The following is a 25,827-nucleotide window of genomic DNA, read 5'->3' as shown; positions in this document are numbered from 1 at the left end:
GGTGGCGCAGCACAACGAGATCGAATTTGAGAGGGAGATCTGCGAGCACCTCGCGGCGAACGGGTGGCGCTACTCGCAGAATGACGAGGGCTACGACAAAGAGCGGGCGCTGTTCCCCGAGGACGTGTTCGGCTGGCTGCGTGAGACCCAGGGCGAGCAGCTTGAGAAGGTCATCAAGCCCGGCTCACCGGACGCGGCGAAGCAGGAGTCGCAGCTGCTCGATCGGATCGTCAAGGTGCTGGACACGCCGCTGGAGAGCGGTGGCGGGACGCTGAATCTGCTCCGCAAGGGCTTATCCTACATCTCGGCCAAGTTCCAGATGTGTGAGTTCCGGCCGGAGTCGACGTTGAATCAGAAGCGCAACGCTGACCACGCGGCCGTGCGGGTGCGGGTGATGCGCCAGGTGCACTTCTCGACCGCTGACGGTCGTTCGGTCGATTTGGTGCTGTTCGTCAACGGTCTGCCGGTGGCGACGTTGGAGCTGAAGACCGACTTCACCCAGACGGTGCAGGACGCGATCAGCCAGTACCGGCAGACCCGCCAGCCGAAGGATCCGGGCTCCGGTCGGGTGCAGCCGTTGTTCGTGTCCGGCGCGCGGGTGCTGGTGCATTTTGCGGTCTCCAACGAGGAGGTGTGGATGACGACTCGGCTCGCGGGCGAGACCACGCACTTTCTGCCCTTCAACCGGGGCACCGAGGACGGCGGCGCCGGAAACCCGCTGAACCCGGACGGTTCGCCGTCGGCCTATCTGTGGGAGCGGGTGCTTCAGCGCGACAGCTGGTTGAACATCCTCGGTCGGCTGATGTACGTCAAGCACGAGACGCGCACCGATCCGATCAGCGGGAAGGTGTCGAAGTCCGCGTCGCTGCGGTTCCCGCGCTATCACCAGTGGGAGGCGGTGACGAACCTGACGGCCGCGGTCAGCGCCGAAGGACCGGGCCATCGGTACCTGATTCAGCATTCGGCGGGTTCGGGCAAGACCGACTCGATCGCGTGGACCGCACACCGGCTGGCGCGGCTGCAGGTCGATAACCGCAAGGTCTTTGACTCGGTCATCGTCGTCACCGACCGCAACGTGCTCGACGCCCAGTTGCAGGATGCGATCAAGCAGATCGACAACGACCAGGGGATCGTCGTCGCGCTCGACCGTGATGCGGCAGCGCACGCGGGCGAGGCGAAGTCCACGCTGCTGGCCAAGGCGCTGAGCGACGGGAAGTTGATCATCGTCGTGACGATCCAGACGTTCCCGTTCGCAATGGCGGAGATCCGCAAGAACAAGGGGCTGAACGGGAAGAGCTTTGCGGTGATCGCCGATGAGGCGCACTCCTCACAGTCGGGGCAGATCGCGGCGAAGCTCAAGGCCGTGCTCACGGCCGAGGAGGTGAAGGAGATCGAGGCCGGCGGCGAGGTCGACGTCGAGGCGGTCCTGGCCGCCGAGGCGACCGCCCGGGCTGGCGCGGAGAACATCTCCTACTTCGCGTTCACCGCCACCCCGAAGGCCAAGACGCTGGAGCTGTTCGGCCGACGGCCTGCCGGGACCGACGAGCCGCCGGTGCCGTTCCACGTCTACACGATGCGTCAGGCGATCGAGGAGGGCTACATCCTCGACGTCCTCACCGGCTATCACAGCTTCAAGCTCGCCTTCCGAGTCGGACAGAACGCCGAGTCCGGCAACGAGGAGGAGGTCGATCAGTCCCAGGCGACCAAGCAGCTGATGCGGTGGGTGAAGCTGAACCCCCAGACGATCGCGCAGAAGTCAGCGATCATCGTCGAGCACTTCCGCGAGAACATCGCCGACCTGCTCGACGGGCATGCCAAGGCGATGGTCGTGACCGATTCGCGCAAGGCGGCGGTCCGGTACAAGCTCGCAATCGACAAGTACATCGCCGCTCAGCAGTACGGCTACGGGACGCTCGTTGCGTTCTCCGGGTCGGTCCAAGACCTCGAATCCGGGCCGGAGGACTTCACCGAGGCGACGATGAATCCTGGGGTCAAGGACCTGCGAACGGCTTTTCGCGGGGACGAGTACCGGGTGATGATCGTCGCGAACAAGTTCCAGACCGGGTTTGATCAGCCGCTGCTGTGTGCGATGTACGTCGACCGGCTGCTCTCCGGGGTCACGGCCGTGCAGACGCTGTCACGGCTGAACCGGACCTACCGGACCCCGTCGGGCGTCGCCAAAACGGCAGCGATGACCCAGGTCGTCGATTTTGCGAACGACCCGCTGGCGATCAAGCAGGCGTTTGAGCCGTACTTCACCGACGCCTACCTCGAGACCGAGACGGACCCGAATCTCGTCCACGACCTGATCGCCAAGCTCGACACCGCCGCGATCTACACCGACGCTGAGGTCGACCAGTGCGCCGAGGCGTTCGTGAAGGGCAAGGGCAACAATGCGATCGCCGCCGCGGTCGGCCCCGGCAAGCAGCGGTTTGCCGACCGCTACAACGCCGCGCTCATCTACCACGGCGGTGAGGGGGACCAGCCCGCGTTGGCGGAGCTGGACCTGTTCCGCAAGGATGTCGGCTCCTTCGTGCGGCTCTATGACTTCATGAGCCAGATCATCGATTACGGCGATCCGGAGCTCGAGAAGAAGCAGATCTACCTGCGCCACCTCGAGCGGGTCATCCGGCCGAACAACTACACCGCCCCGATCGACCTCTCCGATGTCGTCCTGCGCAACGTCAAGCAGGTCGACAAGGGCAGTACTGACGTCAGCCTCGGCGCCCGCATCGGCCTGAAAGGCGGAACGGGAGCCGGCTCGGGACAAGCGCGCGACCCGACGATGGTCGCCTTCCACCAGGTGCTGGTCCGGCTGAACGATCTCTTCGGCAATGAGGACTTCACCGAGACCCAAACGACATCCTTCCTGCGAGCGCTCCTTGAGGCGCTGCTCGCCGACGACGGCCTCGTGCAGCAGGCCAAGGTCAACACCGCACGCCAGTTCGCCGAGTCACCCGACTTCGAGCAGGCCGTCACCGGGGCGGTCGCCGACAACCAGGGCGCCCACGCGAAGATGGCCGACTACTTCTTCACCGACAGCCCCGGCCGGGGACGCTTGATCGCCGACATCGCCACCTGGTTCTACGCGGCTGCCGTCACGGACGCCGCACCGGCGACGGCAGCCGGGACCTGAGAGTCCGTTCGGCGCCTGCCGATCACCCGCGAGCGCCGGGCCAGCGGCGAGCGGGCCGCGGTTGGCTGCTCTGGGGTGGTGGGTCGGACTCGTCGGAGTCCGTCGACGCGCCGACGTCCTCATCGGCTACGAGCGGCTCGAGGTCGTCGTCGAGTGCGCCTTCGAGTTCGTCGTAGGCGTTGGTGTGGTACGCCTCGAGCTCATCGACGGTGCTGATCACCTCGACGGACTCGTTCCAGGCCGTGTTGAAGTGCGCGGCGAGGCGGTCATAGAGGCCGTCGGCGCCGTCGGCCTCGGCTTGAAGGAGCGCGAGGGGCTGGTCGAGGAATCCGCCGAGCGGAGTGGCGATGAGCATCGTGGGTTCGGCGTGGACAAGGTCGACCCCTGAGACGGCAACGCAGCGGAGTTCGAGGCCGGTCTGGCGGACGAGTGGTGCGAGGTTCGGCCGGGGTGCGGTAGTGGCAACCCGGACGCAGTGGCCGGCGCGGGCGCGGGCGATCAGCGCATCACTGATCGGTCCGGCGAGCTCGAACCAGATGTCGTCGCAGAGAATGTCGATCGGTCTGTCCGCGGCGGCGATGAAGGCGACCGGGTCAGGTGCGGAGGGGTCTGAGCTGTCGGCCCAGGCGGTCACCTGGCCGCCCGCAGCAGCGCTGGCGCCGCGGGCGTTGGACGGGTTGCTGGCGGCGGGCGGGGTCGGGGCGTGCTCGGGCCAGAGGACCGTCTCATCGAGAGCGAGGGCTCGGCTGATGGCGGCGCGGTGGCGCGGGTAGGGGGTTGAGGTGCCGGCGATCCAGCGTCCGACGCTCTTGGGGTCGACCGAGAGGATGGACGCGAACTCCTCAATGCTGAGTCCGGCGTCTGCGAGCGCGTTCTTGAGGTTCTGATTGACCGTCATGGCACCGGCCTCACAGGCCGGTGAAAGCCTACAACTGCGGGGCTTTCTGCGGGTTGTCCCCAACTTGTCCGGAGTTGTCCGAGGACGTCTTGGCAGTTGTCCGGAGATGTCCTTGCGATGTCTGGACGGGGTCGGCATGGTGTGGCCCATGGCCGTGGCAGCCCCCGATATTGAGCGTGTCCGCAGCGACCGTCGTCCCCTGAGCCGTGATGAGGTGATGACGGCCGCTGAGGTGGCAGAGCTGTTGCGCCTGCCGGTCTCAACGGTCTACCTGCTGGCGGCCCGAGGCGATCTTCCGTGTAACCGCTTCGGTCGGGCCTACCGCTTCCTGCGGCCCCGGATCGAGGCACTTCTGGAATCCTGATGGGGCAACCGTCGCCGCGACCGGGGAGCCTCCAGGTGCATCACAGCCAAGCGTCAGAGCAGCCATCCTCTGAGCCCCGCCGCGGCCTCAGAGGATGGCTGTCCCCACCCCGACGCCGCACCCCGGCGGCGGGCGTCGTGGTCGCCAAGGGCGAGACGTACAACCCGCTGGATCCGTTGCGCCAGGCGGCCGCCCGGGCGGGTGGCGTGTTCCTCGGCCTCACATCTGATCGTCAGCCGCGGTTCTCACGGGATGAGCGCGCGGTGCTGCTGCTCGGTCCGCCCCGCTCGGGCAAGAGCAGCGCGGTGATCATCCCGGCGATCCTGTCACACACCGGCCCGGTGGTGTCGACCTCGACCAAGCCGGACGTCTACACCGCCACGCGGCTGGCCCGGGTGATGGAGGGAGATGTCTGGACCTTTGACCCGACCGGCCACGCTGGGTCGAGTGCCCACGAGCTGCGCTGGTCACCGGTGCAAAGCGCCCGCTCCTGGGACGGGGCCCAGCTGATGGCCCGGGCGTTGTGCGCAAACATCGGCGCCGGCACCCAGGACCGCTCCCACTGGGCCCTGCGCGCCCAGGCACTGCTCGCGCCGATGCTCCACGCCGCCGCGGTGCACGAGCGGGACATGGGCGAGGTCGTCGGCTGGGTGCTCGCTCACGACCTCGACGCCCCCGGGGTGCTGTTGGAGGATGAGCGCTGCTCCCAACTGGCGTTCTCCACGTTGGTCGGGGTGCTTCAGACCGAGGCGCGGGAGCGCTCGTCGATCTTCTCCAGCGCCGCCGATGCGCTGTCGGCCTATGGCAGCGAGCACGCGTTGGCGGCCGCGCGGGACGTCAACTTCGACCCCGACGTGTTCGTCACCAGCAACCAGACCGTCTACATCACCGCCCCCGCCGATGCCCAGGCCGGCGCGGCCCCGATCGTCTGTGGGCTGCTGTCGGCGATCCGCCGGGCCACCTACCGCGCACACGCCAGCGGGCGGCTGCGCCGTCGCGTGCTGTTCGCCCTCGACGAGGTCGCCAACATCGCACCGCTGGATGAGCTGCCCCAGATCGCCTCCGAGGGCGGCGGACAGGGACTGTTGCTGATGGCCGCATTGCAGGATCTCTCCCAGGCCCGGCATCGTTGGGGCGTCCAGGCCGACGGGTTCCTCACCCTGTTCGGCACCAAGCTGCTGCTGCCGGGGATCGCCGACACCAAGACGCTCGAGACGGTGTCCGCGATGCTGGGTGAGTACGACCGCGAGGTCACCTCCTACTCAGATGGCTACAGCAAGGGGCGCACCGACCCGGTCTTCTCACGCGGCACCCGTCAGCGCAGCATGAGCGTGTCGGCCCAACGCACCCGCGTCATGGCCCCGGGCGAGGTCGCCCAGATCCCGGCCGGCCGGGCGCTGCACCTCGACGGGGTCGCTCGGGAGTTCATCGACCTCGCCCCTGCGCACACGGCCGAGCCGTTCCGCACGATCACCCAGGTCCTCGGATACACCGCACCGTAGGGGCCTGTCGGTTGCGAGAGGGGTCTGTTCAGGTGACGGGCTGTCAGGACATCTTCGGACGTCTTGGCCTCCAGCACCGAGGTGCGTGGGGTGTATGCCTGCAATAGCACTGGGCTTACGCCCAGGTTCAGCCGAGTGAGGGGCGCGTCGGGGCGTGTTGATCCTGGCCAAGATCTCGACGTCTGCCGGTGGCGGCTACGCCGACTACCTCGAGGGCAAGACCCGGGAGTCGGAGCTGGGCGACTACTACCTCAAGGACGGTGAACGGGTCGAAGCACCGGGACGGTGGGCCCAGGGCGCTGAGGTCTTCGGTCTCGATCCTGCCCGGCCGGTGAGCGCGGAGCAGCTGCACACGCTCATGGAAGTCCGGCGACCCGACACCGGCGCACCGCTCCGCCCGGCCGGGGCGGGCGGGACTGCGGTCGCGGCGATCGATGCGACGTTCTCTGCCCCGAAGTCTGTCAGCGCGGTCTGGGCGCTCGCGGGTACGGAGCTGCGGGGCGAGATCGAGCTGGCGCACGAACGCGCGGTCGATGCCGCACTCGGTTATGCGACCCGGCAGGTGCCGATGCTGCGCCGGCGGGTCGGGGTCGACACCGTGGTGCACGAGAAGGCCGGCGGGGTGATCGCCACGAGCTGGCGCCACAGCACCGCCCGCGCGGTCGAGGACCAGGTTCCCGACCCGCAGCTGCATTCCCATGTGCTGCTCCATGGCGCGGTGCGCCGCGACGGCAGGGTCGTCGCGATCGATTCACGGTCCTGGCTGGTGCACCAGCGCGAGGTCGGCGCCGCCTACCGCTCCGTCCTCGCCCAGGAGTTGCACCGGCTCGGGTTCGCGGTCGAGCGCGGCACCGGCCGTGGCGGGCGCTACTTCGAGATCGCCGGGGTGCCCAGGCCGTTGCTGGACCGGTGGTCCAGTCGCCACCATCAGGTCCAGACGGCGATCCGCGCACGGTTAGCCGACCAGGCCCGCGACCTGCAGGCCGTGATCGATGCCGGCGGCCCGGAGGCCGCCGACGCCGCCGGCCAGCTCGCCAGCCTGATCGAGAGCGGGCTCTCACCCAAGCAGGAGCGGCTGATGGGCACGATCACCCGCAGCCACAAACTGCCGGTCACCGCCGAGGACCTCGACACCGCCTGGCGCCGCGACGGCGCCCGCCACGGCTTTGGGCGCGAACGGATCGACGTGCTGCGCCGCGGACACCATGACGACTTGGCACCCGCATCACCACAGGAGGTGCTGGACGCCCTGACCGAGTTCGACGCGACCTTCCCCGCCCGCGACGCCCGGGCGGTCGCGCTCGAACGCTCCGCCGGCACCCCGATCGACGAGGCCCTGCGTGCGCTGGTGACGCTGCGCGAGCAGGACCAGATCCTCGTACTGGCCGACGGCACCGGCACCACCCGGGCCCAGCGCGGCAAGGAACGCACCGTTGTGGCGATCGTCGAGCAGCTGACCCACGACCGGGTCACACCGCTGCCGACCGGCCTGGCCGACACCGAGGTCGACCGTCTCGACACCGAGCTCGCCCAGGTCGGCGGGCGGCTGTCCGATGAGCAGCGCGCAGCGATCCGGCTTGGCTGTGCCGACCGGCCGTTCGTGGTGATCGAGGGGCAGGCCGGGACCGGCAAGAGCACCACCCTGATCGGCATCGCCCGCGCCCACCAGGCCGCCGGCCGCGACATCCTCATCACCAGCACCGCCGGCCTGGCCGCCGAACGACTCGGCAGCGACCTCTCACACGCCGGAGTCACCTGCCAGACCTACTCAACCAGCGCGCTCAGCGCCGCGATCACCCATGGGCGCGTCAGGCTCGGCCCCGAGAGCACCATCATCCATGACGAGGCGGCACTGGCCTCAACCGACGAGCAGGCCGCGGTCCTGGACGCAGTCGCGCACACGGGCGCCCGGCTGATCGCCGTCGGGGACCCCCACCAGAACCAGCCCGTCGGCGCCGGCGGGCTCTGGGAAACCATCGAAACGGCCGCGCGGGAGAGCGACGCCCACGTGGAGCTGACCATCAACCAGCGCGCCCAGGACCCGATGGACCAGCGCGACCAAGCGCACTTCCGCCAGGGACGGGCCGAGCGAGCCCTCCGCGGCTACGCCGCCCGCGACCACATCCACTTCAACGCCGACCGACGCCGCGCCGAGGACGACGCGCTCCTGGCCGCCCACCGCGACCGCGCCGACGGGCTCCACACGCTCGTCGTGGTCCAGACCTCGAACGAGCACCTCGACCAGCTCAACGCCCGCGCCCAGGCCATCCGCATCCAAGCCGGGGAACTCGGGAACGAGCGGCTTCCCGTTCCCGGCCGCCCGTACGCGTTGCGTGCCGGCGATGAGGTCCAGGTCCGCCACACCCTGAAAGGAAACGACACGCGGCCTGTGCTTCGCAACGGAACGGGAGCCGAGGTCACAACGATCGATTCCGAACACGGCGTCGTCGAGCTCCGACTCGCCAGCGGCGACACCGTCACGCTGAGCCGACAGGAGGTGGAAGACGCAGACCTGCGACTGGCCTACGTCCAGCACCCCTTCCCCGCCCAGGGCCAAACCGTCGACACCACCCACCTCATCGTCGCCGACCACAGCACCCAGGAGGGCACCTACGTCGCGCTCACCCGGGCGCGACAGCGCACCGATCTCTACGCCCCGGAGCCGCTGGAGATCGAACCGGGCCGGGATCGCCTCCAACAGCTCGCAGAGCACCTCAGCCGCAGCGAACCGGAGATCCCATCAATCGCCATCCCCCTCGCCCACGAGCACCACGTTGAGCGTGCTGAAGCCGCCGCGCGGGACCTGGAACCGACGCTGGCAGACGCCGAAGAGCAGCGCGTCCTGCCGCACGTCGGTGACCGCACGTGGGCCACGCCGCCCAACGACGTCCACGAGACCGCCGAGCCCGCGGTCACGCTGGAGGAGCCAGTCGAACCACGCCGGTGGCCGACCGCGGCAGGCCGGGACCCGACGCCACGTGCCGCCGAAACCGGGCTCGAGCGAGAGGAAGAACCCGGGTGGGAGATATGACCCGCAGCCCAGATCACGTCCAGGCGATTGGCGACCGCCCGGAGGACGCGGGGCCAGCCCGCGCCAGGTCGGCGCGGGGTTGAGTGCTGCAACGGTGATCTCATGACCGACTCCTACCACTCGAGGTCAGGGTGTTCCCGGCCGGTGAGCGGAAGGCCACGTGGCGCCCTACGAGCCTGCAACCTCCGGACAGGACGTCCTCGCCTCAGCCGACCGTCAGCTCTACGCCTGCGCTGCCGCGTCTGTTGCGAGCCCTCCTACTCGCCGAATCCAGGGCGGGCGGCGTAGCGCTGGGAATCGTGCGGTTGCCTACGCACGGCCGATCTCTGTGGCCGCGAGTTGCACCACGACAGACGACGTGACTATCGCTGAAGCCGCGGTTCGAGACTCGTCCCGGGATCACGATCCTCGTGCGACGCCGAGGGTCCGTTCAGGTCGGCTGCCAGCCGAGCAGCTTGGACCCGGACCAGCGAGCTGAGCTGGCGATGGTCGTCCCAGCGGCGCACCGGCGCTTGGAGTTGAGGATGCATGCCTCGACGGTGAAGGAATGTGCTCGACGGGTCCAGGCGAGAGGCAGCTGCCAGGTTTGCGTGCTCCCGACCGCGGTCACTGTCGTGGCGCGCGTTGGGTGGCCTCGCCGGAACACGGCGAGTTCGACGCTCGCACTTGCCGGGGCATCGAACGTGATCCGGGCTGGCCACCCGTTCATGACTCCGAGGCCTGACAAGGAGGATGCCGTTGAGCCGTGGACCAGCCAATATGCGCCGCCGACAAAAAGCATCGCGATCAAGACAGCCACGTCTCGCTCAGTGCGGCTTCGCGCTCGTCGGCTTCGCGACGAGCTGCGACCTGACCGCGAGCGCTTCGGGCCCCGGGACGGTTGCGGCCGTTGGTGGCTCTGGCCCAAGGGTGAGACGTTCGCTTCGCGGCGACGCGACGGTGTGAAGCGGCGCGGCAGATCGTCAAGGCGAGCCGCTGCCTGCTCTGTTTCGGCCATGAATGCGTCGATCTGGTCGCGATGGACCTTGGGCAGCTCCGCCATCAGGACCGTTTGGAGGTGTTGGATGTCCTCCGGGGTGAGTGGGCCGCCCCGGCCGGCGATTACGCCCGCTGCAGAGCTTCCAGAGAGAACCACGCCGCCCGCGAGTTGAGACACCGGTCGGCCGGGGTCGTCGGCGAAGCACATCACTGCCTGAACACTTGTGTTCCTCACGCTGGCTCGTGCCGCCGTCAGGGCGATCCTGACACCAGCGCGCTGGCGCAGCAGACCTTCGAGCTTGTCGTACTTCTTGCGGGTGCCGACACGCGGGATCCCATCAACGACGCTGATCTCGCCAGTCCAGTTCTTCGCGTCGACAACGGTGATGCCGCCGGGGCCGATGATCAGATGATCGATGTCGCCCCAGTGCAGGAACTGCAGGCTGTTGATCAGGATCGCCCCGGTGTTGGCCAGCGCGACTGCCAGTTCTTCTGACACCCGGCGTTCGCCTTCGATGCCCTTGATGGTGTTGCGTGCAGGACGGCCGCGCGCTTGACTGGAGTCGAATCGTCGCTGCTGCAGGCTGGCGGGCTCTCCGATCGGCTCGAGCCTCAAGGACTCCGGGGTCGCAGCGATATCGGGTTCCGGAGTTGACGGCTTGGGCTTGTCGTCGGCCGGTGGGCCTAAACCCTGATCCACCGATGGGCTGGGTCAGAGTTCTTTTTTGCGGTCGCTGGGCCGGTTCTTGCTTGATGGGAGGTGCTGGCGGGGTTGAGACGGGGTGCCAGGTCTCTCGGCTATCGGGTCCAAAGCGGTTTTCGGGGTCGGTTTGGGGCGGCGGTGATCGCGCCCGGGGTGAGCGGAAGGTCGGCGGGAGTTCAGTGAGGCCGGGACCGGCCGGTCGGCCGGTCAGGCGGCTGGGAGTGCGCGTATCCGTGCGAGTGCGGCGAGGTAGTCGCCGTGCCAGGGCCAGCGGGCGGGGAGGTGCAGGGTCCAGCCGCGTGCGTGTCGGGTCAGCCGTCCGGTGATCTGGATCAGTCGGCGCCGCAGGGTGCGGGCGGCGCGGATGGTGCTGTTGGGCAGCCCGATGATCTGGGTCCATCTGAGCAGGTTGTGCGCGAGTGCGGCGAGCACGGTCCAGGCGGCGTTCGCGTAGAAGTGACCGGAGGGAAAGTGCTGAAGAGCCTGGTCTTTGAGGTCGGCGATGACCTGCTCCACGACGGCGTGGTCACGGTGTTCGGCCTCGACCAGGGCGAGCGCGTCGGTGCGGTTGGTGATGAAGCAGAAGTGTCGCCAGTCCGGCCAGAGCATGAGCTGCTCAGGGTCAGTCAGGCGGGTGCGGCGCACGATGAGACGCCGGTTGTTGTAGAGAGTCTCGGCGATCTGGGCTTCACCGCCGTCGGGGTACTCAATCGACTGCCAGTCACCATCTGCGATCCCATGGATCGCTGTGGTCACAGCCTTGATGTTGCGCACCCCGATGGAGTACTGCCAGCCCTTGGCCTCCAGCAGCTCGAACACCTTCATGTTCCAGAACCCCGAGTCTGCGCGCACGAGCTTTTGCCCGGTCGCACCGGCGCGTTCGACGCGGGCGATCAGTTCCTCACAGAACCGTTTGACACCCTTTTGCGTGTTCGCTGATCCCTTGCGCAGTCGGATGTGCAGCGCCTCGCGGGTATCGGCCCGGGTCGCCAGCAGCGGGTGATATCCAAACAGCTTGGTGTACCCGTATCCCGCTCCCTGTTTCAGTGGGCCGCACACCTCCCCGACGAAGCTGTCGATGTCGATCACCAGCCGGGCGTGGCCGGGGCCCGCGCCGGCCCGCCACGCACGCGCCAGCGTGTCGCCGAGCAGCTTGTCGAGCTGGCGAACATGCCCGAAGGTGAACGCGCGCAGGAACGTGCCCAGCGTCGAGGGCGCCGGCATCCACCCGCCGAGCAGCCGTCCGGTCCGGCCCGCCCGCAGCACCTGACAATCATCGATGCAGTCCGCGCCGAGGACCATCGCGAACAGGACCGCCATGACCTTGCGGCCCGCGTTCGCCGCCCCCGGACGGTCAGACCGCAGAGAGATCAGCCGGCCGGCGAGTGACTCGACCCCAAGGCGCCGCGCGAGCGTGCTGACCAGCGCGATCCCGGCGTCAGACACCGCCCGCTCATCATCAAAAACGACCTGGACGCCGTCCAGTCCGACCGTCGTGGCATCGTTCACCATGAAGGTGACCTCCTGATCGCAGGCCGCGACCGCCGGAATCGGTCGCTTTTAACCTGCTCAGGAGGTCATTCTTCACACGACCCCGGACAGAACCACCCCACAGAATCAGTGGATCAGGGCTAAACCCCAGTCAGGCGGAGGGATCGACGGCATCAGCTTTGTATCGGCCAGCTGCCCAATCCACTGAATATTTATTGGTGACTTCCAACGGGCACCGTTACTGAGATCTCCTCGCCGATAGCGAGGTGGACATCGTCCACCGGCCCTCGAGGTCTTTGCCTACGTGAGCGGCCAGAGCCCTTGGTCAGAGATGGACCCCCGCGATCTGCTGCTCCGCTCCAGCGTCTGCCGAACCGATCTGGACAACTGCTGATACTGCGACGCGAGCCGACCAGTCGTGCGGTCCTGAGGAATGGGCGCAACCTCAGGTTCAGAGAAGGACTCTCCGTCAAGGAATTGCTCGCGGGTGAGGTCAAGCTCAAGTCCTCCCGCCAGCCGGTTCCAGTAGTGAAAGCCCTCTCCGGAACCGTCCGCGTTCCGCGCGTCCGCGATCAATATCTCGCCACCAAGCAGATCGTGGAGCACGAGCGCGGTCACCGCACACTGCCCACGAGCCGGATTCTCTGGCGACCAATTCCTCTCGGCTGGGTCGCAAGTCGCGCGACACCAGCTCGCCCGGACGGCGCTCTCGATCTCATTCAGCGTCCACACCAGCACCCTTCAAGGTTGCCACGTCGAGCCCTTCGGCTTTCTCGGTAGGGATGAACGGTCAGAGAGTCAGTCTTTCCGCTCCTGCTTCGGCGCACGACCGCCCAGCGCAAGCGGCTCTTGGTCAGCGAAGGCGGAGCCTCTTCAGCGGCAATCGACGCGGTCCGGCTGCCAGCGCACTCACTGATGAGCAGGGCTGACGACCGGCTTGGTCTGGGGCCTGCGTTGCGTACGCATCGCCTGCTCGTCTGGCAGCCAGCCGGTAGCCTCCGGTCCATTCCCAGAAGGAGCGACGTTGGACGGCGAGCAGTTGGCGGGAAGTATGGGCAACGGCGGGAACGTGTACCGCCGCGGCGAGGTGGTCATCCGACCACTCGGTCCGCACAGCGAGGCGACCAACCAGCTTCTCCAGGCTCTCGAGCTCACGCCGTTCGTTGCTCCGGTCCCTGTTGGGGTTGCCGCGGGGGTCCAGGAGTTTCGGTGGATCGATGGGGACGTCGCCGTCCCTCCGTTCCCCAGGTGGGTCCTCAGCGATGGTGCCTTGGCGAGTGCGGGACGACTGTTGCGGACCTATCACGAGACAGTCGCTCAGCTTGAGTTTCCCCCCGATCTGGACTGGTCACGGGAAGGCGTGGTTGATCCCCAGGGCGGCCCGGTCATCTGCCACAACGACGTCTGTCCTGAGAACGTCGTCTACCGCGACGGTCAGGCCATCGCTCTGCTGGATTTCGACTTTGCCGCCCCCGGCCGGCCCGTGTGGGATCTCGCCCATATGGCGCGTATGTGGGCTCCGATGCGGCCGCCTGATCTCGTTGCTGAGGGCATGGTCGGTCTCGACCCTTTCCACCGGCTCGCAGTGCTTGTCGACGCCTACGGCCTACAGCCTGACGACTATGAGGAGCTTGTCGACGCGATCGTCGAGAGCGGCCGCGCAGGCATGCATTTTGTGAGGAGCCGACTTGAGGCTGGCGAGCTCGCCTTCGTCCACGCCTGGGAACCGCACGGCGGCATTCGGGCGTTGGATCAGATCCTCACGTGGCTGGTGTCCAACGAGGCGAAGATGCTGGCGGCACTGCGACAAGAAGATCCCTTGTCGCCAACCCGATCGCGCGCGCCAATGGCGTCGTAAAGACGAAAGCGAACTTTTTCTCCCCGCTGGGAGGCTGTCGCACAAAGCGGCCGTTCCGTCCGACCGGTTTAAGACAGTTCGGGGATGGCGCAGAACTTCTTGTCGTGTGATCGTGACCAGTCGTATTTGATGCCGCCATCGCTGCGGGACTGGCTGGCTGAGGGCGAGCTGGCGTGGTGTGTGCTGGACGTGGTGGCCGAGATGGACCTGAGGGCCATCTTTGGGGACTATCGGGCTGATGGTCATGGTCGGGCGGCGCATGACCCGGCGATGATGACCGCCTTGTTGTTGTATGCCTATGCGGTCGGGGAGCGTTCCTCGCGTGGGATTGAGCGGCGCTGTGGGGTCGATGTCGCCTTTCGGGTGATCTGTGCGAACCAGCAGCCTGATCACGCGACGATCGCTCGGTTCCGGGTGCGGCATGAGGAGGCGCTGGCGGGCTTGTTCTCTCAGGTGCTGGGGCTGTGTGCCCGGGCGGGGCTGGTGTCGTTGGGGGTGATCGCCTTGGACGGGACCAAGCTTGCCGCCAACGCCGCAGGGATGGCGACGCGCAGCTATGAACAGATCGTCAAGGAGATCCTGGCTGAGGCCGACGCGATCGATCAGGCTGAGAACGGGCGCTTTGGTGAGCTGCGTGGGGACGAGCTGCCCCCCGAGCTGAGCGATCCGCGGTCACGGAGGGCGCGATTGGCTGAGGCCAAGCGCCAGCTCGAAGACGAGCATCAGGCCGAGTTAGATGCCCATCGTGAGCATCTGGAGGCTCGGGCTCGCCGCGAGGCCGAAGAGGGCAAGAAGTTGAGAGGCCGCAAGCCCACAGCACCGTCGCGACAGCCAGTCGGGAAGGTGAATATCACCGATCCGGACTCCCGGCCGGTCAAGACCCGGCAAGGCTTCATTCAGGGCTACAACGCCCAAGCGGTCACAACCGCCGATCAGATCATCGTTGCCGCCGAGGTGCTGGTCGGCGGCCAGGACCAAGGTCAGCTCGAGCCGATGATCCGCCACACCATCACAGAGCTTCAGGGCGCCGGGATCGCCGCCAAGCTCGAAGTGGCGCTCGCTGACGCCGGCTACTGGAAGGGCGAGCAGATCCAGCGGTTGTGGGCTGAGGGGATCCAGGCGCTGGTGCCACCTGATAGCCGAGACGACGGCAAGACCGCAGATCATCAACGGCGCGGAGGGATCTATGAGCACATGCGTCGCGTCCTTGCCAGCGACCGTGGGAAAGAGCTCTACCGACAACGTGGTCAGACGATCGAGCCGATCTTCGGCCAGACCAAGCACAACCGCCGCGCGGACCGCTTCCAGCGACGAGGCCTGAACGCCTGTCGCTCAGAATGGCGGCTGATCACCGCCACGCACAACCTACTGAAGTACTGGAAGGCCACCACGGCAGCCGTCGCCTGACTGACGGCCGCTGGGCCTCGCAGGCATCAATCTCCTCAGCAGCCCAACCACGCCAGCCGGCTCACCCGCCGGCCCGGTGACCTCAAAACCAACGCCTCGCCGGTCGCCCCGGTCCATCCGGCAGGACCTGACCTTTCTGCGACAGCCTCCTGGTGGCCGCGAAGTGGAGGCCTCGACGTCATCGTGGAGCCGTTGAACCGCCAACGAGAGCCGAATGCGCACCGTGCAGGGGGCGTCGCGTCACAGAACGGCGAGCAACATCGTCCTGTTGATGACGATCAGCAACCGATGGACCCAGGAGATCAGCGGATGAAGACCGATGAGACGATTGTTGTAGGCGGCGGAATCGCTGGGCTGATGTGCGCGGCGAAGCTCGCGAACGCGGGGCGCAGAGTGACCGTCCTTGAAGCCTCTGCGGCGCTTGGTGGCCGTGCCGCAACCTACGAGGAGCAGGGCTACCGGCTGAACTTTGGGGGCCATGCCTTGTATTGGCCGGACGAGAAACGACTGCGCGCGGTCGGGGTTCGCATCTCCGGCGGCCATCTCCGGGCAGACCGTGGGTCGGTCCTGTGGCGTGGTGAACTCTCCGCGTGGCCACTGCCGCCACGAGTAGGACGATCCGCGCTGGGTGTGACCGAGAGAGCCGCCCTCCTGCGCGTGCTCGCTGGCGTCTTGACCCGGCACCCGGAACGGTTGACTGACCAGAGTGCGGCGGACTGGATCGACGCTCACTCGCGGACCCCCGGCGTGGCCGGCATGCTGGGCGCGCTGCTGCGGCTCTCGAGCTACGGCGCACGCCTGGACGCGATGCCCGCCGAGATTGCCGTCGGGATGGTACGAGCGGCCGCCGTGCGGCCGGTTCGTTATCTCGACGGCGGCTGGGTCTCGATCGTTGACGGGCTGGCCGCGCGGGTTCGCGCCGGTGGAGGTCGGATCGAGACCAGCACGCGAGTGACCGGGCTGCTCGGCGAAGAGCAAGTACGTGGCGTCTGCATCGCCGATGGCACCGAGCGTCTGGCGGGATCCGTCGTGCTCGCTGGACTGTCGCCGACGCGCACCGATCGGCTGCTTGCCAATGTGGGCGGGGCGCTGCCGCCGACCGCCACGGTGACAGGCGGGCGGGTGACAGCCGCTTGCTTGGATGTGGCGCTACGGCGCTTGCCAGCGGGCGCGATCAGCTTCGCTCTTGGCCTCGACGAACCGCTGTACCTCTCAACCCATTCGCGGTACGCGACGCTCGCCCCGGGTGAAGGGGCCGTGGTCCATCTCATGCGTTATGACGACGGCCAGCCGCAATCCGATACCGAGATGCGAGGTCACCTAGAGCGACTGTTCGATCTCGCACAACCCGGCTGGCGCGACGAGCTGATCCACGCACGATTCGCTCCGCGCATGATCGTCGACCATCTGCTTCCCGTGCCGGGCGCGGGCCTCGCAAGCCGACCTGACATCACAGACGCCGGCGTGGCCGGCGTCATCCTCGCGGGCGACTGGGTCGGACCAGCAGGATGGCTCGTGGGCAGCTCGCTCGCAAGCGGCGCCGCCGCAGCCGACGCGGTGCTCGCCGCAGCGACGACGGCCCGCCGCCGAGGTTCCCCGACGGCCACTATCACCCAGGCGGCATGATCCGTCCACGTGAAAATGAGCCGCTTGACCCCGCAGACGTGACCTCCGAGGAGTTTTTGGCATTACGCCGGGCAGCGTTCGCCGCGGCCTACCGGATGCTCGGAAGTCACGCGGACGCCGAGGATGCGGCGCAGGAAGCGCTCATGCGCCTGCACCAGGCCGACCCATCACCAAGCTCACCCAGAGCCTGGATCACTGCCGTCACCACGCACCTGTGCATAGACCGGCTGCGCAGCGCACAGATGCGCCGCGAGGCCTACATCGGTCCGTGGCTGCCCGAACCGGCCCTCGCCGATCTTGATCCCGCCGAGAAAGCCGAGCGCGCCGAGTCCGTGTCACTCGCGCTGCTCGTCGTTCTCGAGACGCTGAGCCCAACCGAACGCGCCGCCTTTCTCCTGCATGACGTGTTCGGCTACGACTACTCCGAGATTGCCGAGACCCTTGAGCGCACACAGCCAAGCTGCCGACAACTGGTCAGCCGCGCCCGCCGGAGGGTGCAGGAAGGACGTGTGCGCTACGAGCCAGACCCACAGCGCCGCACCGAGGTCGCTGTCGCGTTCTTCACCGCGTGCGGTGAGGGAAGCGTTCACGATCTCGTCGCTGTTCTCGCGGACGAGGTGGTCATGCGCTCTGACGGCGGCGGCATCGCGCAAGCCTCCCGAGTCCCCATCCACGGCGCCGACCGCTGCGCCAGGGCGCTGGTCGCGCTCCGCGTCAATGCCGTCCACGAGCCCAGCGTCCTGCTTGTCAACGTCAACGGAACCCCTGGGATCGTGATCTACGAGGAGGGGATCCCCAGGTCGTTGATTGGTGTGGATGTCGCCGATGGTCGCGTGGTGGCGATCCACGTCGTCCGCGAACCGACCAAGCTCGCCTCAGCCCTCGCAACCCTCCCGGCCGGCTACCCCGATCCGGTCCCGATGGGCCCGCGCAGTGCCGAGGGCCGCTACAGCACCCCCGACGAACTCACTTCTCAAACCGGCATCGACCAAAAGTAGAGCCAACGCCCTCCGGGCGAGTGGTCGATAGTGCGAGACCTGCTCTGCTCCGGCCGGGAGAATGATGCGAGCGGGCCGTCAGTGGGGAGAAACGATGGCCGCGGATGGGGAGAAACAGATGGCCATTGACAGGCATGCTCGTCGGATGATCAAAACAGGGCCGCGGGACTGCGCGGCGGGACGGATCAGCTTGGGAGGTGTAGAGCGGTTGTGTCGATGTCGAGCAGGTGGGCGAGCCCATGTCGGCCCTCTGGCGTGAGGCACATTGCTCGGCTGGTCGGCGTTGGCTGCAGCCAGCCTCTGCTTGTCAGTGCGGTGAGGACAGCCGCGCCGAGGTGGCCTGCGAGGTGAGGTTGTCGTTCGGTCCAGTCCAGGCAACCTCGGATCATTGGTCGTCTGCTCGGGTTGTGGACTGGGACGTTGAGGCCGAGGTCGGCGAGGAGTGGGTGCGCGGCGTTGAGCAGCGTGCCCTTCTCGCCGGTGACGAGTGGGGCGAAAGCCCCCTCCCGCGTCAGCACATCGGTTAGCTTTATGGCGAGCTCGCCGGCGAGGTGGTCGTAGCAGCTGCGGGCAAAGGCCAGTGCGGAGCCGGCGCGTGCATCGCGTAGTGATCGGACCGCCCGAACTGGGGCGAGCACCTGTAAGGCTTCCAGGGCCCGGGCGACTTCACGGCCGCTGAGGGTGTAGTAGCGGTGCCGGCCGGAGCGGCTAACGGTGGTCAAACCGCCAACGGTCAACCGAGACAGGTGCTCACTGGCGGTCGCGGGGCTGACGCCAGCGGCCCGGGCAAGCTCCCCAGCCGGCAGTGACCTGCCGTCCAGCAGCGCCACGAGCATGGCGGCGCGAGCGGGCTCCCCGATCAGAGCGGCGGGCACCGAGACGTCAGCATCAGCACGCACCAGCCAATCCTACGGCCAACACAATTCGGCCCGCGCCGAAACACTCCTGGTCGATACTCAAGCTGTGTCCCAGACGCCGCGCGACAGTGAAGGAGACGACGCCCGGGGCTCGCTGCTGCCGGGCCCGGGCGGGCTGGATCTCTTCGTGCGCCACCGCCCTGCGTGCGCCAGAGCCACAAGCCAAGGGATGGCGCCCGCGGTGCTCTACGTGCACGGCGCGACCTTTCCCTCCGGGCTGTCGGTGGCCTACCCGTTCGACGGACGCTCCTGGGCCGACGAGCTGTGCGCGACGGGGCTTGAAGTGTGGGCCTTTGACTTCGCCGGCTTTGGCTCTTCACCGCGCTACCCCGCGCAGGACGCCGACCCTACTGGTGTCGCGCCGCTGGGTCGCGCGCCGGAGGCCGCCGCGCAGCTCGTGCAGGTGCTCGAGCACGTGGTCAGCGCGCGCGGCGGCGGCCGGGTGTCGCTGCTGGCCCACTCCTGGGGCACTATCGCCGCTGGTCTGGCTGCCGCTCGCCGGCCAGAGCTGGTGGACCGGCTCTTGCTGTTCGCGCCGATCACCCGCCGCACGCTGTCCGGACTTCCCGATCCGGCCAGTCTCGGTGGCTGGTACTCGCTGACCGTGCAGGCACAGCACGAGCGCTTTGTTGAGGACGTGCCCAGCGGACACCCTCCCGTGCTGACCCGGCAGTTTGATCAGTGGGCGCAGGACTGGCTGGATACCGATCCCACCTCTCGCACCCGCGATCCAGCGAGTGTGCGCACCCCCAGCGGACCCCGGGCCGACATCATCGCCGCCTGGTCGGGCGACCTGGCCTACGACCCGTACCTAATCCAGGCACCTACCTGCATTGTGCGCGGCGAGTGGGACTCTCTGTGCACCGACGGCGACGCTAACGGCTTGCTCGACGCGCTCACCGGCGCGCCGCTGCACCGCGACATCCAGATCGCTGGAGGCACGCACCTGATGCACCTGGAGTCAAGCCGCCACGCCCTCTACCGCGAAGCCTCGAGTTTCCTGCTCGGCACCGAAACCTCACCGGTCGCCTGACCTACCCCAGCCGCGGCCATCAGCCACCCGAAGAGAGACTCATGTTCGTCGTACTGTTCGAGGTCCAACCCTACACCGAGCGGTTCAACGAGTACCTCGCGATCGCCAAGCTGCTTCGCCCCGAACTCGAGGCGATCGATGGTTTCATCGACAACACCCGCTTCGCCAGTGCCCGCACCCCAGGCCGCTTGCTGTCCCTGTCCACTTGGCGCGACGAGAAGTCCCTGATCCGCTGGCGCACTCAGGCCACCCATCACGACCAAGGACAGCAGCGCGGCCGCTTCGAGATCTTCGCTGACTACCGCCTGCGCGTTGCCGAGGTTACCGACGACACCCATCCCCCGACCGATGCTCCGCTGAAGCAGAGCAGGTACGACGAAACCGAGATCGGCGCGGCCAAATCGGCCACCCTGCTCGAGCCGCTCAGCGTTCACGACGCCGACGAGCTTTCCGACTTTCATCCTGCCGACGGGCTCGTAGACCTCGAGCGATACGACGGAATCCTAAAGCCGCATGCCTCTGTAATGCTCGCCTCCTGGAGCACCCTGACCGCCGCCCAGTCGGGCACACCGCCGCTCCCAACCATCCGCGTCCGCCACGCTCGTATCATTCGCGAGTACGGTCTGCAAGACCGCCGCGAGGCGCCCCAGTACTACCCCGACGTCGCCTAAACCCGGTGCCAGCAGCCGCCCCACAGACGGCGAGCGGAGGAGCTCGATCGAGCACACCGGGGCTGCCCGCCAGGTGTCCACCCTTGAGCGCCACCTGCATCACCTGTGGCACGGTACCCCGTGAATGGCAGAGCACGTCTCTGCCGGGGGGATGGGTCCCGCACCCGGTATTCGCCAGAACCAGGTTCCGCTACGGCTGCTTGGTCGCCATAGCAGAGGTCAGCCGTTAGCGGCCGCATCCACGAAAGCGCTCGTCAACTCTTGACTGGCGACGGTCCTCACTGCCAACTCTCGGTTACCGCGCTGGCAGCGGGGCCCCAGACTGTCCGCTGAAGCTCTCGTGATCCCATTCGAGCTTCCAGGACAGCCGCCAGTCCGCGACCGTGAGCTCGCGCTCATCGATGGCGCGCGTCCAGCGGTCGTCATCAAGGTCGAGCTCGGCCGTCGCCCCGGCCGGGAGCGCTTCGATGATCTCCTGGAACTTGTCCTCGGCAGCGGTCTGGATCTGCTGTTCCTGCTCGTCCTGCTCGCCGTCGCTCAGGGTCGGGTCTAGGTGAACCGGGTACACGGCGCGCAATCCCGGCTTTCGGTCGTGCTGGTCGCCATGGAAGATTGCCCATTCGCTGAACAGGGCGGTGAGCTCCCTGTCGCCTTTGATGAGCTTGTAGAGCGGACCGACCACAGCGTTGACGAGTCGGTCGGGTACTGCCGAGCGGGTGTACCGCTGGGCAGCTCGCAGGCCAAAGCGAACGCGCACGGGCCAGTCGGCGGTGTCCCGCGGTAGCGCCTGTTTCGGTTCCAGGTCCAGAAGGTCAAGCTTGCTGAGGAAGTAGCGGTAGCGCAGATCAACAAGATGGGTTGCTCCCGCGCGGGGATTAGCGGGGAACTCCCGCGGCGAGTTCTTCCACGCGTTATCGAGCCGGCTCCTGTCCGTGCAGTAGGTGGCGTGCGCGAGTTCGATCAGCGGCTCGTTCTTGAACATCCCCACGACATCGCACCGCTGCGTGAGAAGGACGAAACAGGGCCCGTCGCCCTCGATCGGCTCGCACTCCCGGCCGCTCGGGAACGGATCTTCGATTTCCGCACGGCGGAACGGCGACCTGCCTTGGAGTCGCTCAAGCAACCGCTGGACGTCCTCCTGAGTGGCGGTGATCAGCAGCTCGGGGTCCGGCCGGATCCAGCATCCGGTCTCCCAGCCCCCACGAAGAAGCTCCGAGAGGAACTGCTCCTCGCGCTGCTGATCGATCTCCTCATAGCGTTGGACGAGGGCTTCGAGATCCATCGGCGGTGATCATCAAGCGTCCGGGAGGCCGCTGTCGTCTCGGCTGGCGCGCAGGTACTCGCGCACCGCGGCCGCCTCCCGCGGCGTCGCACGGCCGGACGGAGGCAGACGGTGCAGGAGGGGTTGGCCGTCGCGGATGGCCGCGGCCGCGCGCTCCAGGGCCGAGCCCAGGCGCTCCTGATCGTCAACGAGTGCAGCGTCGTAGATCGAATCGCCGTTCAGCCTGGCGAGCAGGAGTTGCCGGGTCTGCCGACGATTGCCCCCAGCCTGGAGGCTCACCTGACGGATTGCGTCGGTCATGCGCGCGATACGCGGCGCGCGGCCGTCATCGGTGTTCTGCTCGCCCGAGACGAGGTTGTAGAACTGCCGCCGGCTGATCCCGAACAGGGCCGCGAGGTCTTGGACGGGCAGGCCGGCCTGCGCGCGCGCCTCCCGTAGCGCAGCGGGCACGTCAAGCACAGCTGACAAGGCAAGCTCAGCCGGCGCGGTCTGCTTCACCATAGTCGCGCCGATGTCGCGCCATGCGGTGCGGATGAACTCGGCGATTTCCGCGACGCCCTCGCCCGTGCTTTGACCTCTCACGAACCACGGCCGGTATGAGCTGGGGGTGGAAGTCGGCTCGTTCGGTGCCATCAACACCCGCACGAACGGCGCGTCGGGGATCGTGATCACTAGGCGAACGTTCCTAGGGCGGGAGGGCAGGGCGTTGGCGACGGCGGCCAGCATCGGCGGATCGGAGTACAGGCTCCGTGGCGAAAAGCCGCCGATCATCGGAATCGGCGTGAGACCCGCGGTCGTGTCCGGTTCTTCAACCGCGACCGACTGCCCGTAGTCGTAGCCACCGAGATACCACGCCGGCTGCTCGGTCGACAGCAGGGTTCCCCGGGCCGGCTTGGCGAGCGCAGTCATTCTCGATCCTCCGGCTCCATCGCTTCATACTCGTCACTGGTCAGCGACCAGCGGAAGAGTTCCCAGACGCCGTGATTGAAGGCCCTCAACTGTTCGACGTGCTGGTCGCGGTCGAACGACAGGACACGGTCATCGTAGTAGTCCAGATCCAGGATGTATGCCCCGGCTAGCTCAGCGTCACCGGTCGGCGCGACCTGCAATCCGTGTCTGAGCGTCGCCTTGCCGTCGTCGCCCTTAAGGAGACGGAGTTCCTGGAACGATGTCGCGATGCGGAACTCGAAGCCCTCAGCGCCAGACGGGCTCAGCAGAGTGGGATTGATGCGACCCGCGACCGCATCGAGGCCCGCCTCCCCATGCTCAACCCGAAGTTGGTTCACGTAGCGCAGACCGAGGCGCAGCTGCGTCGCGATCTCGGCGACCGGCACGACGGCCTCCAGCGCCACCAGCCAGCGATCCAGCAGATTCCTGAACCCCTCGTACTGCGGACCGCGCGCTTCAAGCACGAGCGTTGTACCCGTGAGGGCGACGAGGTGGGCGGAGTCGATCGTTCGATAGACCTGCCGCTGCGTCGTCTGCTGCTGGCGCACCGTGCCCTCGGGCGTCAACTCGATCCCAATACCGTGCTCCGTCCCCGGAACCGGGTACACCTCGGCGAGGGCGCGGCGGATCGCCTTCAAGTCCTCAGGCAGAAACACGGCCTCCGGGAACCGGAGCTCGATTGCCGCAAGCTGGAGCGGCGAGTTCTTCAACACTGGTGGATGCCGCTCCATCGCGATGCACACTCTAGTGCACAGTTCGGCATTCCAAGGGCGCTTCCCATAAGGAGGGCCGAAATCTTGCATGCACCCGGCCAAGCCCGCTCGACGCCCGCGTCCGACGCCAAAGAGCGGGGGCCGATGCGGCCTAGGAGGCTGGTGTAGAACGGGCTTGGGAAGGGGTGAGAGCTGACGCTCTCACGGAGTTTCTCTCCGACGAAGACCGGCCGCTGGCGCGGCCTTTGGCTGCGCCGGTGGGGCGATCGGGTCCGTCAGGACCCGGCTTGGTGGTCGCTGAGCAGGCCGTTTCAGCGTTTTCGGTCGGTTGCGCGGGTTCAGGTGGCTGTCACCCATCCGCTTGGCTGGCGGTCAAGTCCGAGGACGCCGAGGCGCGCGAGGTTGACCGCGGCGGCGAGAAGTGAGAAGTCGGCGGCGGTCTTCGTTTTGCCTCGGACTCGGGCTTGCCGGCCGCCGTGTTTGCGGCGCATCAGATGCCCGATTTTCCGTTCGACCTTCGGGCGGGTGCTGGTGTAGCCGGCCTTCCAGTCCGGGTCGGTCTGTTGGGCGCGCGCGGCCTGCAGTTGCCGTTCGTGATGGCCGAGGTGGATGCTGCGTCCATTCCGGCTCGCGGTGCACGCCGTCTTGAGCGGGCAGCCGGCGCAGAGCTTCCCGAACCTGGCGACCTGACCTGTCTTCAACGGCCGCAAACCAACGGTGTGATCAGCGGGGCAGGTCACCGTCCCGTCGTCCAGATCGATCCGAAACTCGGTCTTCGGGAACCGGCCGCCGGGGGCGCGTGGCGGCTGGGTCTTGCAAAACGTCTCGACGCCGGCGGCCTGCAGCGTCTTGAGCAGCTCACCGGTGCCATAAGCGCTATCTCCGTAGACCCGAAGCGGCTCCACGACACTCGTCTCGGCGGTCTCGGCGGTCTCGGCGGTCTCGGCGGTCTCGGCGGGTAGGTCTTGAGCGAGGAGCGCGTCGGCCGCGGCGGCATCCCCGACGTTCCCAGCGGTGACGTGCGTGGAGACGATCACCTCTGAGTCCGGATCGATCGCGACATGCCCTTTGTAGCCGTCGAAGGAACGGGCGGCGGTCTTGTGTCCGTGCCGGGCGTCCGGATCAACGGTTGAGATGATCCGGTCCTTCGCGACCTTCCGGGCAATCCGGAACCGTCCGTCCTGACCAGTTTCGAGGTCTTGGCCGGCCACGGTCGTGAGCAGCTGTCCGGCCTGCTCAAGCGGCTCTTCCAGCTTCAGCCCGTCGAGCAGGGCAAGCACCGCCCGGGCGTCCCTGGCGAGCGCATCGACGAGCTGCTCCCGGGCTGCGTGGTCTTCCCAGTCACACGCCGGCTTCCCGGCCTGGAGGTAGTCGTCATCACGTCTCAGCACCCCTCGGATCTGCTGCTCGGTCTCGCGATCGGCGGCCTTCAACACCCCGCGGATCGCCGAACGGATCAGCGTGACCGTGTCCATCGTCGCGACCGCATCAAACAAAGCGGTCGAGTCAAGCACCCGCTTGCGACCAACCAGCCCAGCCTCCCGGGCCGCCTGAAGCGTGACCTTGAAGATCCGGTCCGGATCCTCAGACGCGGCAAGCCGGGCGCGCATATCGACCAGCACCGTGTGCACAAACCCCGGGTAGTCGAAATCCAGGCCGCCAGCCGCGTACTTCCACCGCAGGTCATAAGCGAACCGATCGACCGCCTCCCGATCAGAGCAGCCCTCCAAACGCTGCAGCACCATCACGACCGCGACGATCATCGGAGGCACCGACCTGCGGCCGACGTCCCTGAACAGATCCTTGAACATCTCGTCCGGGAACAGCTCAAAGCACTCACGGTGCAACAAGCCATAGATCGAACCGGCCGAAACGCGGCTCTCGCAAAAGCTCGTCGTCGTCTGAAACATGTCCGGCTGGCGGGGCGTCAAACCAAGACTCATACCCTCAAGTATGAGTTGAGACTCGGACGTCCTCGCGCAGCCAAAGGCCGCGCCAGCGGCCGGTCACCGTCAGAGACAACATCCGACGCAGCCCGACCCGACACAACCTCAGATCAAGCGCCCGCAGCCGGTCACCAGCGACCGGCTGCGTCCCCTTCCTCAGCCAAAAAACACCACGCTCCTAGCCGGAGGCGTATCCCTCCTGGAACGAAGCAGTTCTCAGCGGCGCTGGCGGTGGTGATCGCGTTTGCGTGGAGGCCTCCGTCGACCCGTCGATCGCATTGGCGACGACGCGAGGCGCGCCAAGCCGGCCGAGGAACAGGAGACT

At 67.3% G+C, this 25,827-nt stretch carries 18 protein-coding genes; 10 read left to right on the top strand and 8 right to left on the bottom strand.

The features are described from left to right. Nucleotide 1 precedes the first annotated feature (1 nt). Entirely contained in the window at nt 2-3,136 is a 3,135-nt protein-coding gene (locus M3M55_RS07885) for a type I restriction endonuclease subunit R (protein WP_249012273.1), read from the top strand. Nucleotides 3,137-3,158: 22 nt separating this feature from the next. Here M3M55_RS07885 and M3M55_RS07880 read toward each other — a convergent pair whose 3' ends face one another. Further along, nucleotides 3,159-4,034: a helix-turn-helix transcriptional regulator gene (locus M3M55_RS07880; protein WP_249012272.1), complete on the bottom strand. Its 876-nt coding sequence runs from the start codon at nt 4,032-4,034 to the stop codon at nt 3,159-3,161. A gap of 148 nt (nt 4,035-4,182) precedes the next feature. Between M3M55_RS07880 and M3M55_RS07875 the strand changes: the two genes are divergently transcribed. From M3M55_RS07875 to mobF, 3 genes are all read left to right on the top strand, one after another. Continuing rightward, nucleotides 4,183-4,398 (top strand): helix-turn-helix domain-containing protein, encoded by a 216-nt coding sequence (locus M3M55_RS07875; protein WP_249012271.1) that lies wholly within the window; start codon nt 4,183-4,185, stop codon nt 4,396-4,398. A gap of 137 nt (nt 4,399-4,535) precedes the next feature. Then, on the top strand, nt 4,536-5,900 hold the full coding sequence (locus M3M55_RS07870; RefSeq protein ID WP_249012270.1) for a type IV secretory system conjugative DNA transfer family protein: 1,365 nt from the start codon (nt 4,536-4,538) through the stop codon (nt 5,898-5,900). Between the two features lie 154 nt (nt 5,901-6,054). Then, nucleotides 6,055-8,931, top strand: coding sequence for a MobF family relaxase (gene mobF, locus M3M55_RS07865; RefSeq protein WP_249012269.1), 2,877 nt, complete (start codon nt 6,055-6,057; stop codon nt 8,929-8,931). 430 nt (nt 8,932-9,361) lie between these two features. Here mobF and M3M55_RS07860 read toward each other — a convergent pair whose 3' ends face one another. Continuing rightward, entirely contained in the window at nt 9,362-10,525 is a 1,164-nt protein-coding gene (locus M3M55_RS07860) for a nuclease-related domain-containing protein (RefSeq protein WP_249012268.1), read from the bottom strand. A 294-nt stretch (nt 10,526-10,819) separates the two neighbouring features. Then, nucleotides 10,820-12,124, bottom strand: a complete 1,305-nt coding sequence (locus tag M3M55_RS07855) for an IS1380 family transposase (RefSeq protein WP_249011846.1) — start codon at nt 12,122-12,124, stop codon at nt 10,820-10,822. Nucleotides 12,125-13,127: 1,003 nt separating this feature from the next. Between M3M55_RS07855 and M3M55_RS07850 the strand changes: the two genes are divergently transcribed. From M3M55_RS07850 to sigJ, 4 genes are all read left to right on the top strand, one after another. Beyond that, nucleotides 13,128-13,961, top strand: a complete 834-nt coding sequence (locus tag M3M55_RS07850; protein ID WP_249012267.1) for a phosphotransferase — start codon at nt 13,128-13,130, stop codon at nt 13,959-13,961. Between the two features lie 84 nt (nt 13,962-14,045). Further along, entirely contained in the window at nt 14,046-15,368 is a 1,323-nt protein-coding gene (locus M3M55_RS07845) for a transposase (RefSeq protein WP_249010624.1), read from the top strand. A gap of 183 nt (nt 15,369-15,551) precedes the next feature. Beyond that, on the top strand, nt 15,552-16,994 hold the full coding sequence (locus M3M55_RS07840) for a phytoene desaturase family protein (protein WP_371878737.1): 1,443 nt from the start codon (nt 15,552-15,554) through the stop codon (nt 16,992-16,994). Then, the gene (sigJ, locus tag M3M55_RS07835) at nt 16,991-17,992 is read left to right on the top strand and encodes an RNA polymerase sigma factor SigJ (RefSeq protein WP_249012265.1); all 1,002 of its coding nucleotides are present in this window, start codon (nt 16,991-16,993) and stop codon (nt 17,990-17,992) included. Before M3M55_RS07840 ends, sigJ begins: the two co-directional genes overlap by 4 nt. 185 nt (nt 17,993-18,177) lie before the next feature. On the opposite strand, the gene M3M55_RS07830 is transcribed toward sigJ, so the two are convergent. Beyond that, complete coding sequence (locus M3M55_RS07830; RefSeq protein WP_249012264.1) at nt 18,178-18,891, bottom strand: helix-turn-helix transcriptional regulator; 714 nt, start codon at nt 18,889-18,891, stop codon at nt 18,178-18,180. A gap of 64 nt (nt 18,892-18,955) precedes the next feature. On the opposite strand from M3M55_RS07830, the gene M3M55_RS07825 reads away from it, so the two are divergent. Beyond that, entirely contained in the window at nt 18,956-19,942 is a 987-nt protein-coding gene (locus M3M55_RS07825; RefSeq protein ID WP_249012263.1) for an alpha/beta fold hydrolase, read from the top strand. Nucleotides 19,943-19,983: 41 nt separating this feature from the next. Next, nucleotides 19,984-20,613: an antibiotic biosynthesis monooxygenase gene (locus tag M3M55_RS07820; protein ID WP_249012262.1), complete on the top strand. Its 630-nt coding sequence runs from the start codon at nt 19,984-19,986 to the stop codon at nt 20,611-20,613. Nucleotides 20,614-20,908: 295 nt separating this feature from the next. On the opposite strand, the gene M3M55_RS07815 is transcribed toward M3M55_RS07820, so the two are convergent. The 4 genes from M3M55_RS07815 to M3M55_RS07800 form a co-directional block, all read right to left on the bottom strand. Further along, nucleotides 20,909-21,895 carry a hypothetical protein gene (locus M3M55_RS07815; protein ID WP_249012261.1) on the bottom strand — a complete coding sequence of 329 codons (987 nt, stop codon included), beginning with the start codon at nt 21,893-21,895 and terminating at the stop codon, nt 20,909-20,911. A 12-nt stretch (nt 21,896-21,907) separates the two neighbouring features. Beyond that, complete coding sequence (locus M3M55_RS07810) at nt 21,908-22,804, bottom strand: helix-turn-helix transcriptional regulator (protein ID WP_249012260.1); 897 nt, start codon at nt 22,802-22,804, stop codon at nt 21,908-21,910. Continuing rightward, the gene (locus tag M3M55_RS07805) at nt 22,801-23,574 is read right to left on the bottom strand and encodes a TIGR04255 family protein (protein WP_249012259.1); all 774 of its coding nucleotides are present in this window, start codon (nt 23,572-23,574) and stop codon (nt 22,801-22,803) included. The genes M3M55_RS07810 and M3M55_RS07805 overlap by 4 nt, the downstream gene beginning before the upstream one ends. A 320-nt stretch (nt 23,575-23,894) precedes the next feature. Then, a complete protein-coding gene (locus tag M3M55_RS07800; protein WP_249012258.1) occupies nt 23,895-25,499 on the bottom strand; it encodes an IS1182 family transposase in 1,605 nt (534 codons plus the stop codon). Nucleotides 25,500-25,827: the final 328 nt, after the last annotated feature.

The sequence above is a fragment of the Conexibacter sp. DBS9H8 genome (assembly GCF_023330685.1).
Taxonomy (GTDB): domain Bacteria; phylum Actinomycetota; class Thermoleophilia; order Solirubrobacterales; family Solirubrobacteraceae; genus Palsa-465.
This window is presented reverse-complemented; position numbering and strand designations above follow the sequence as displayed.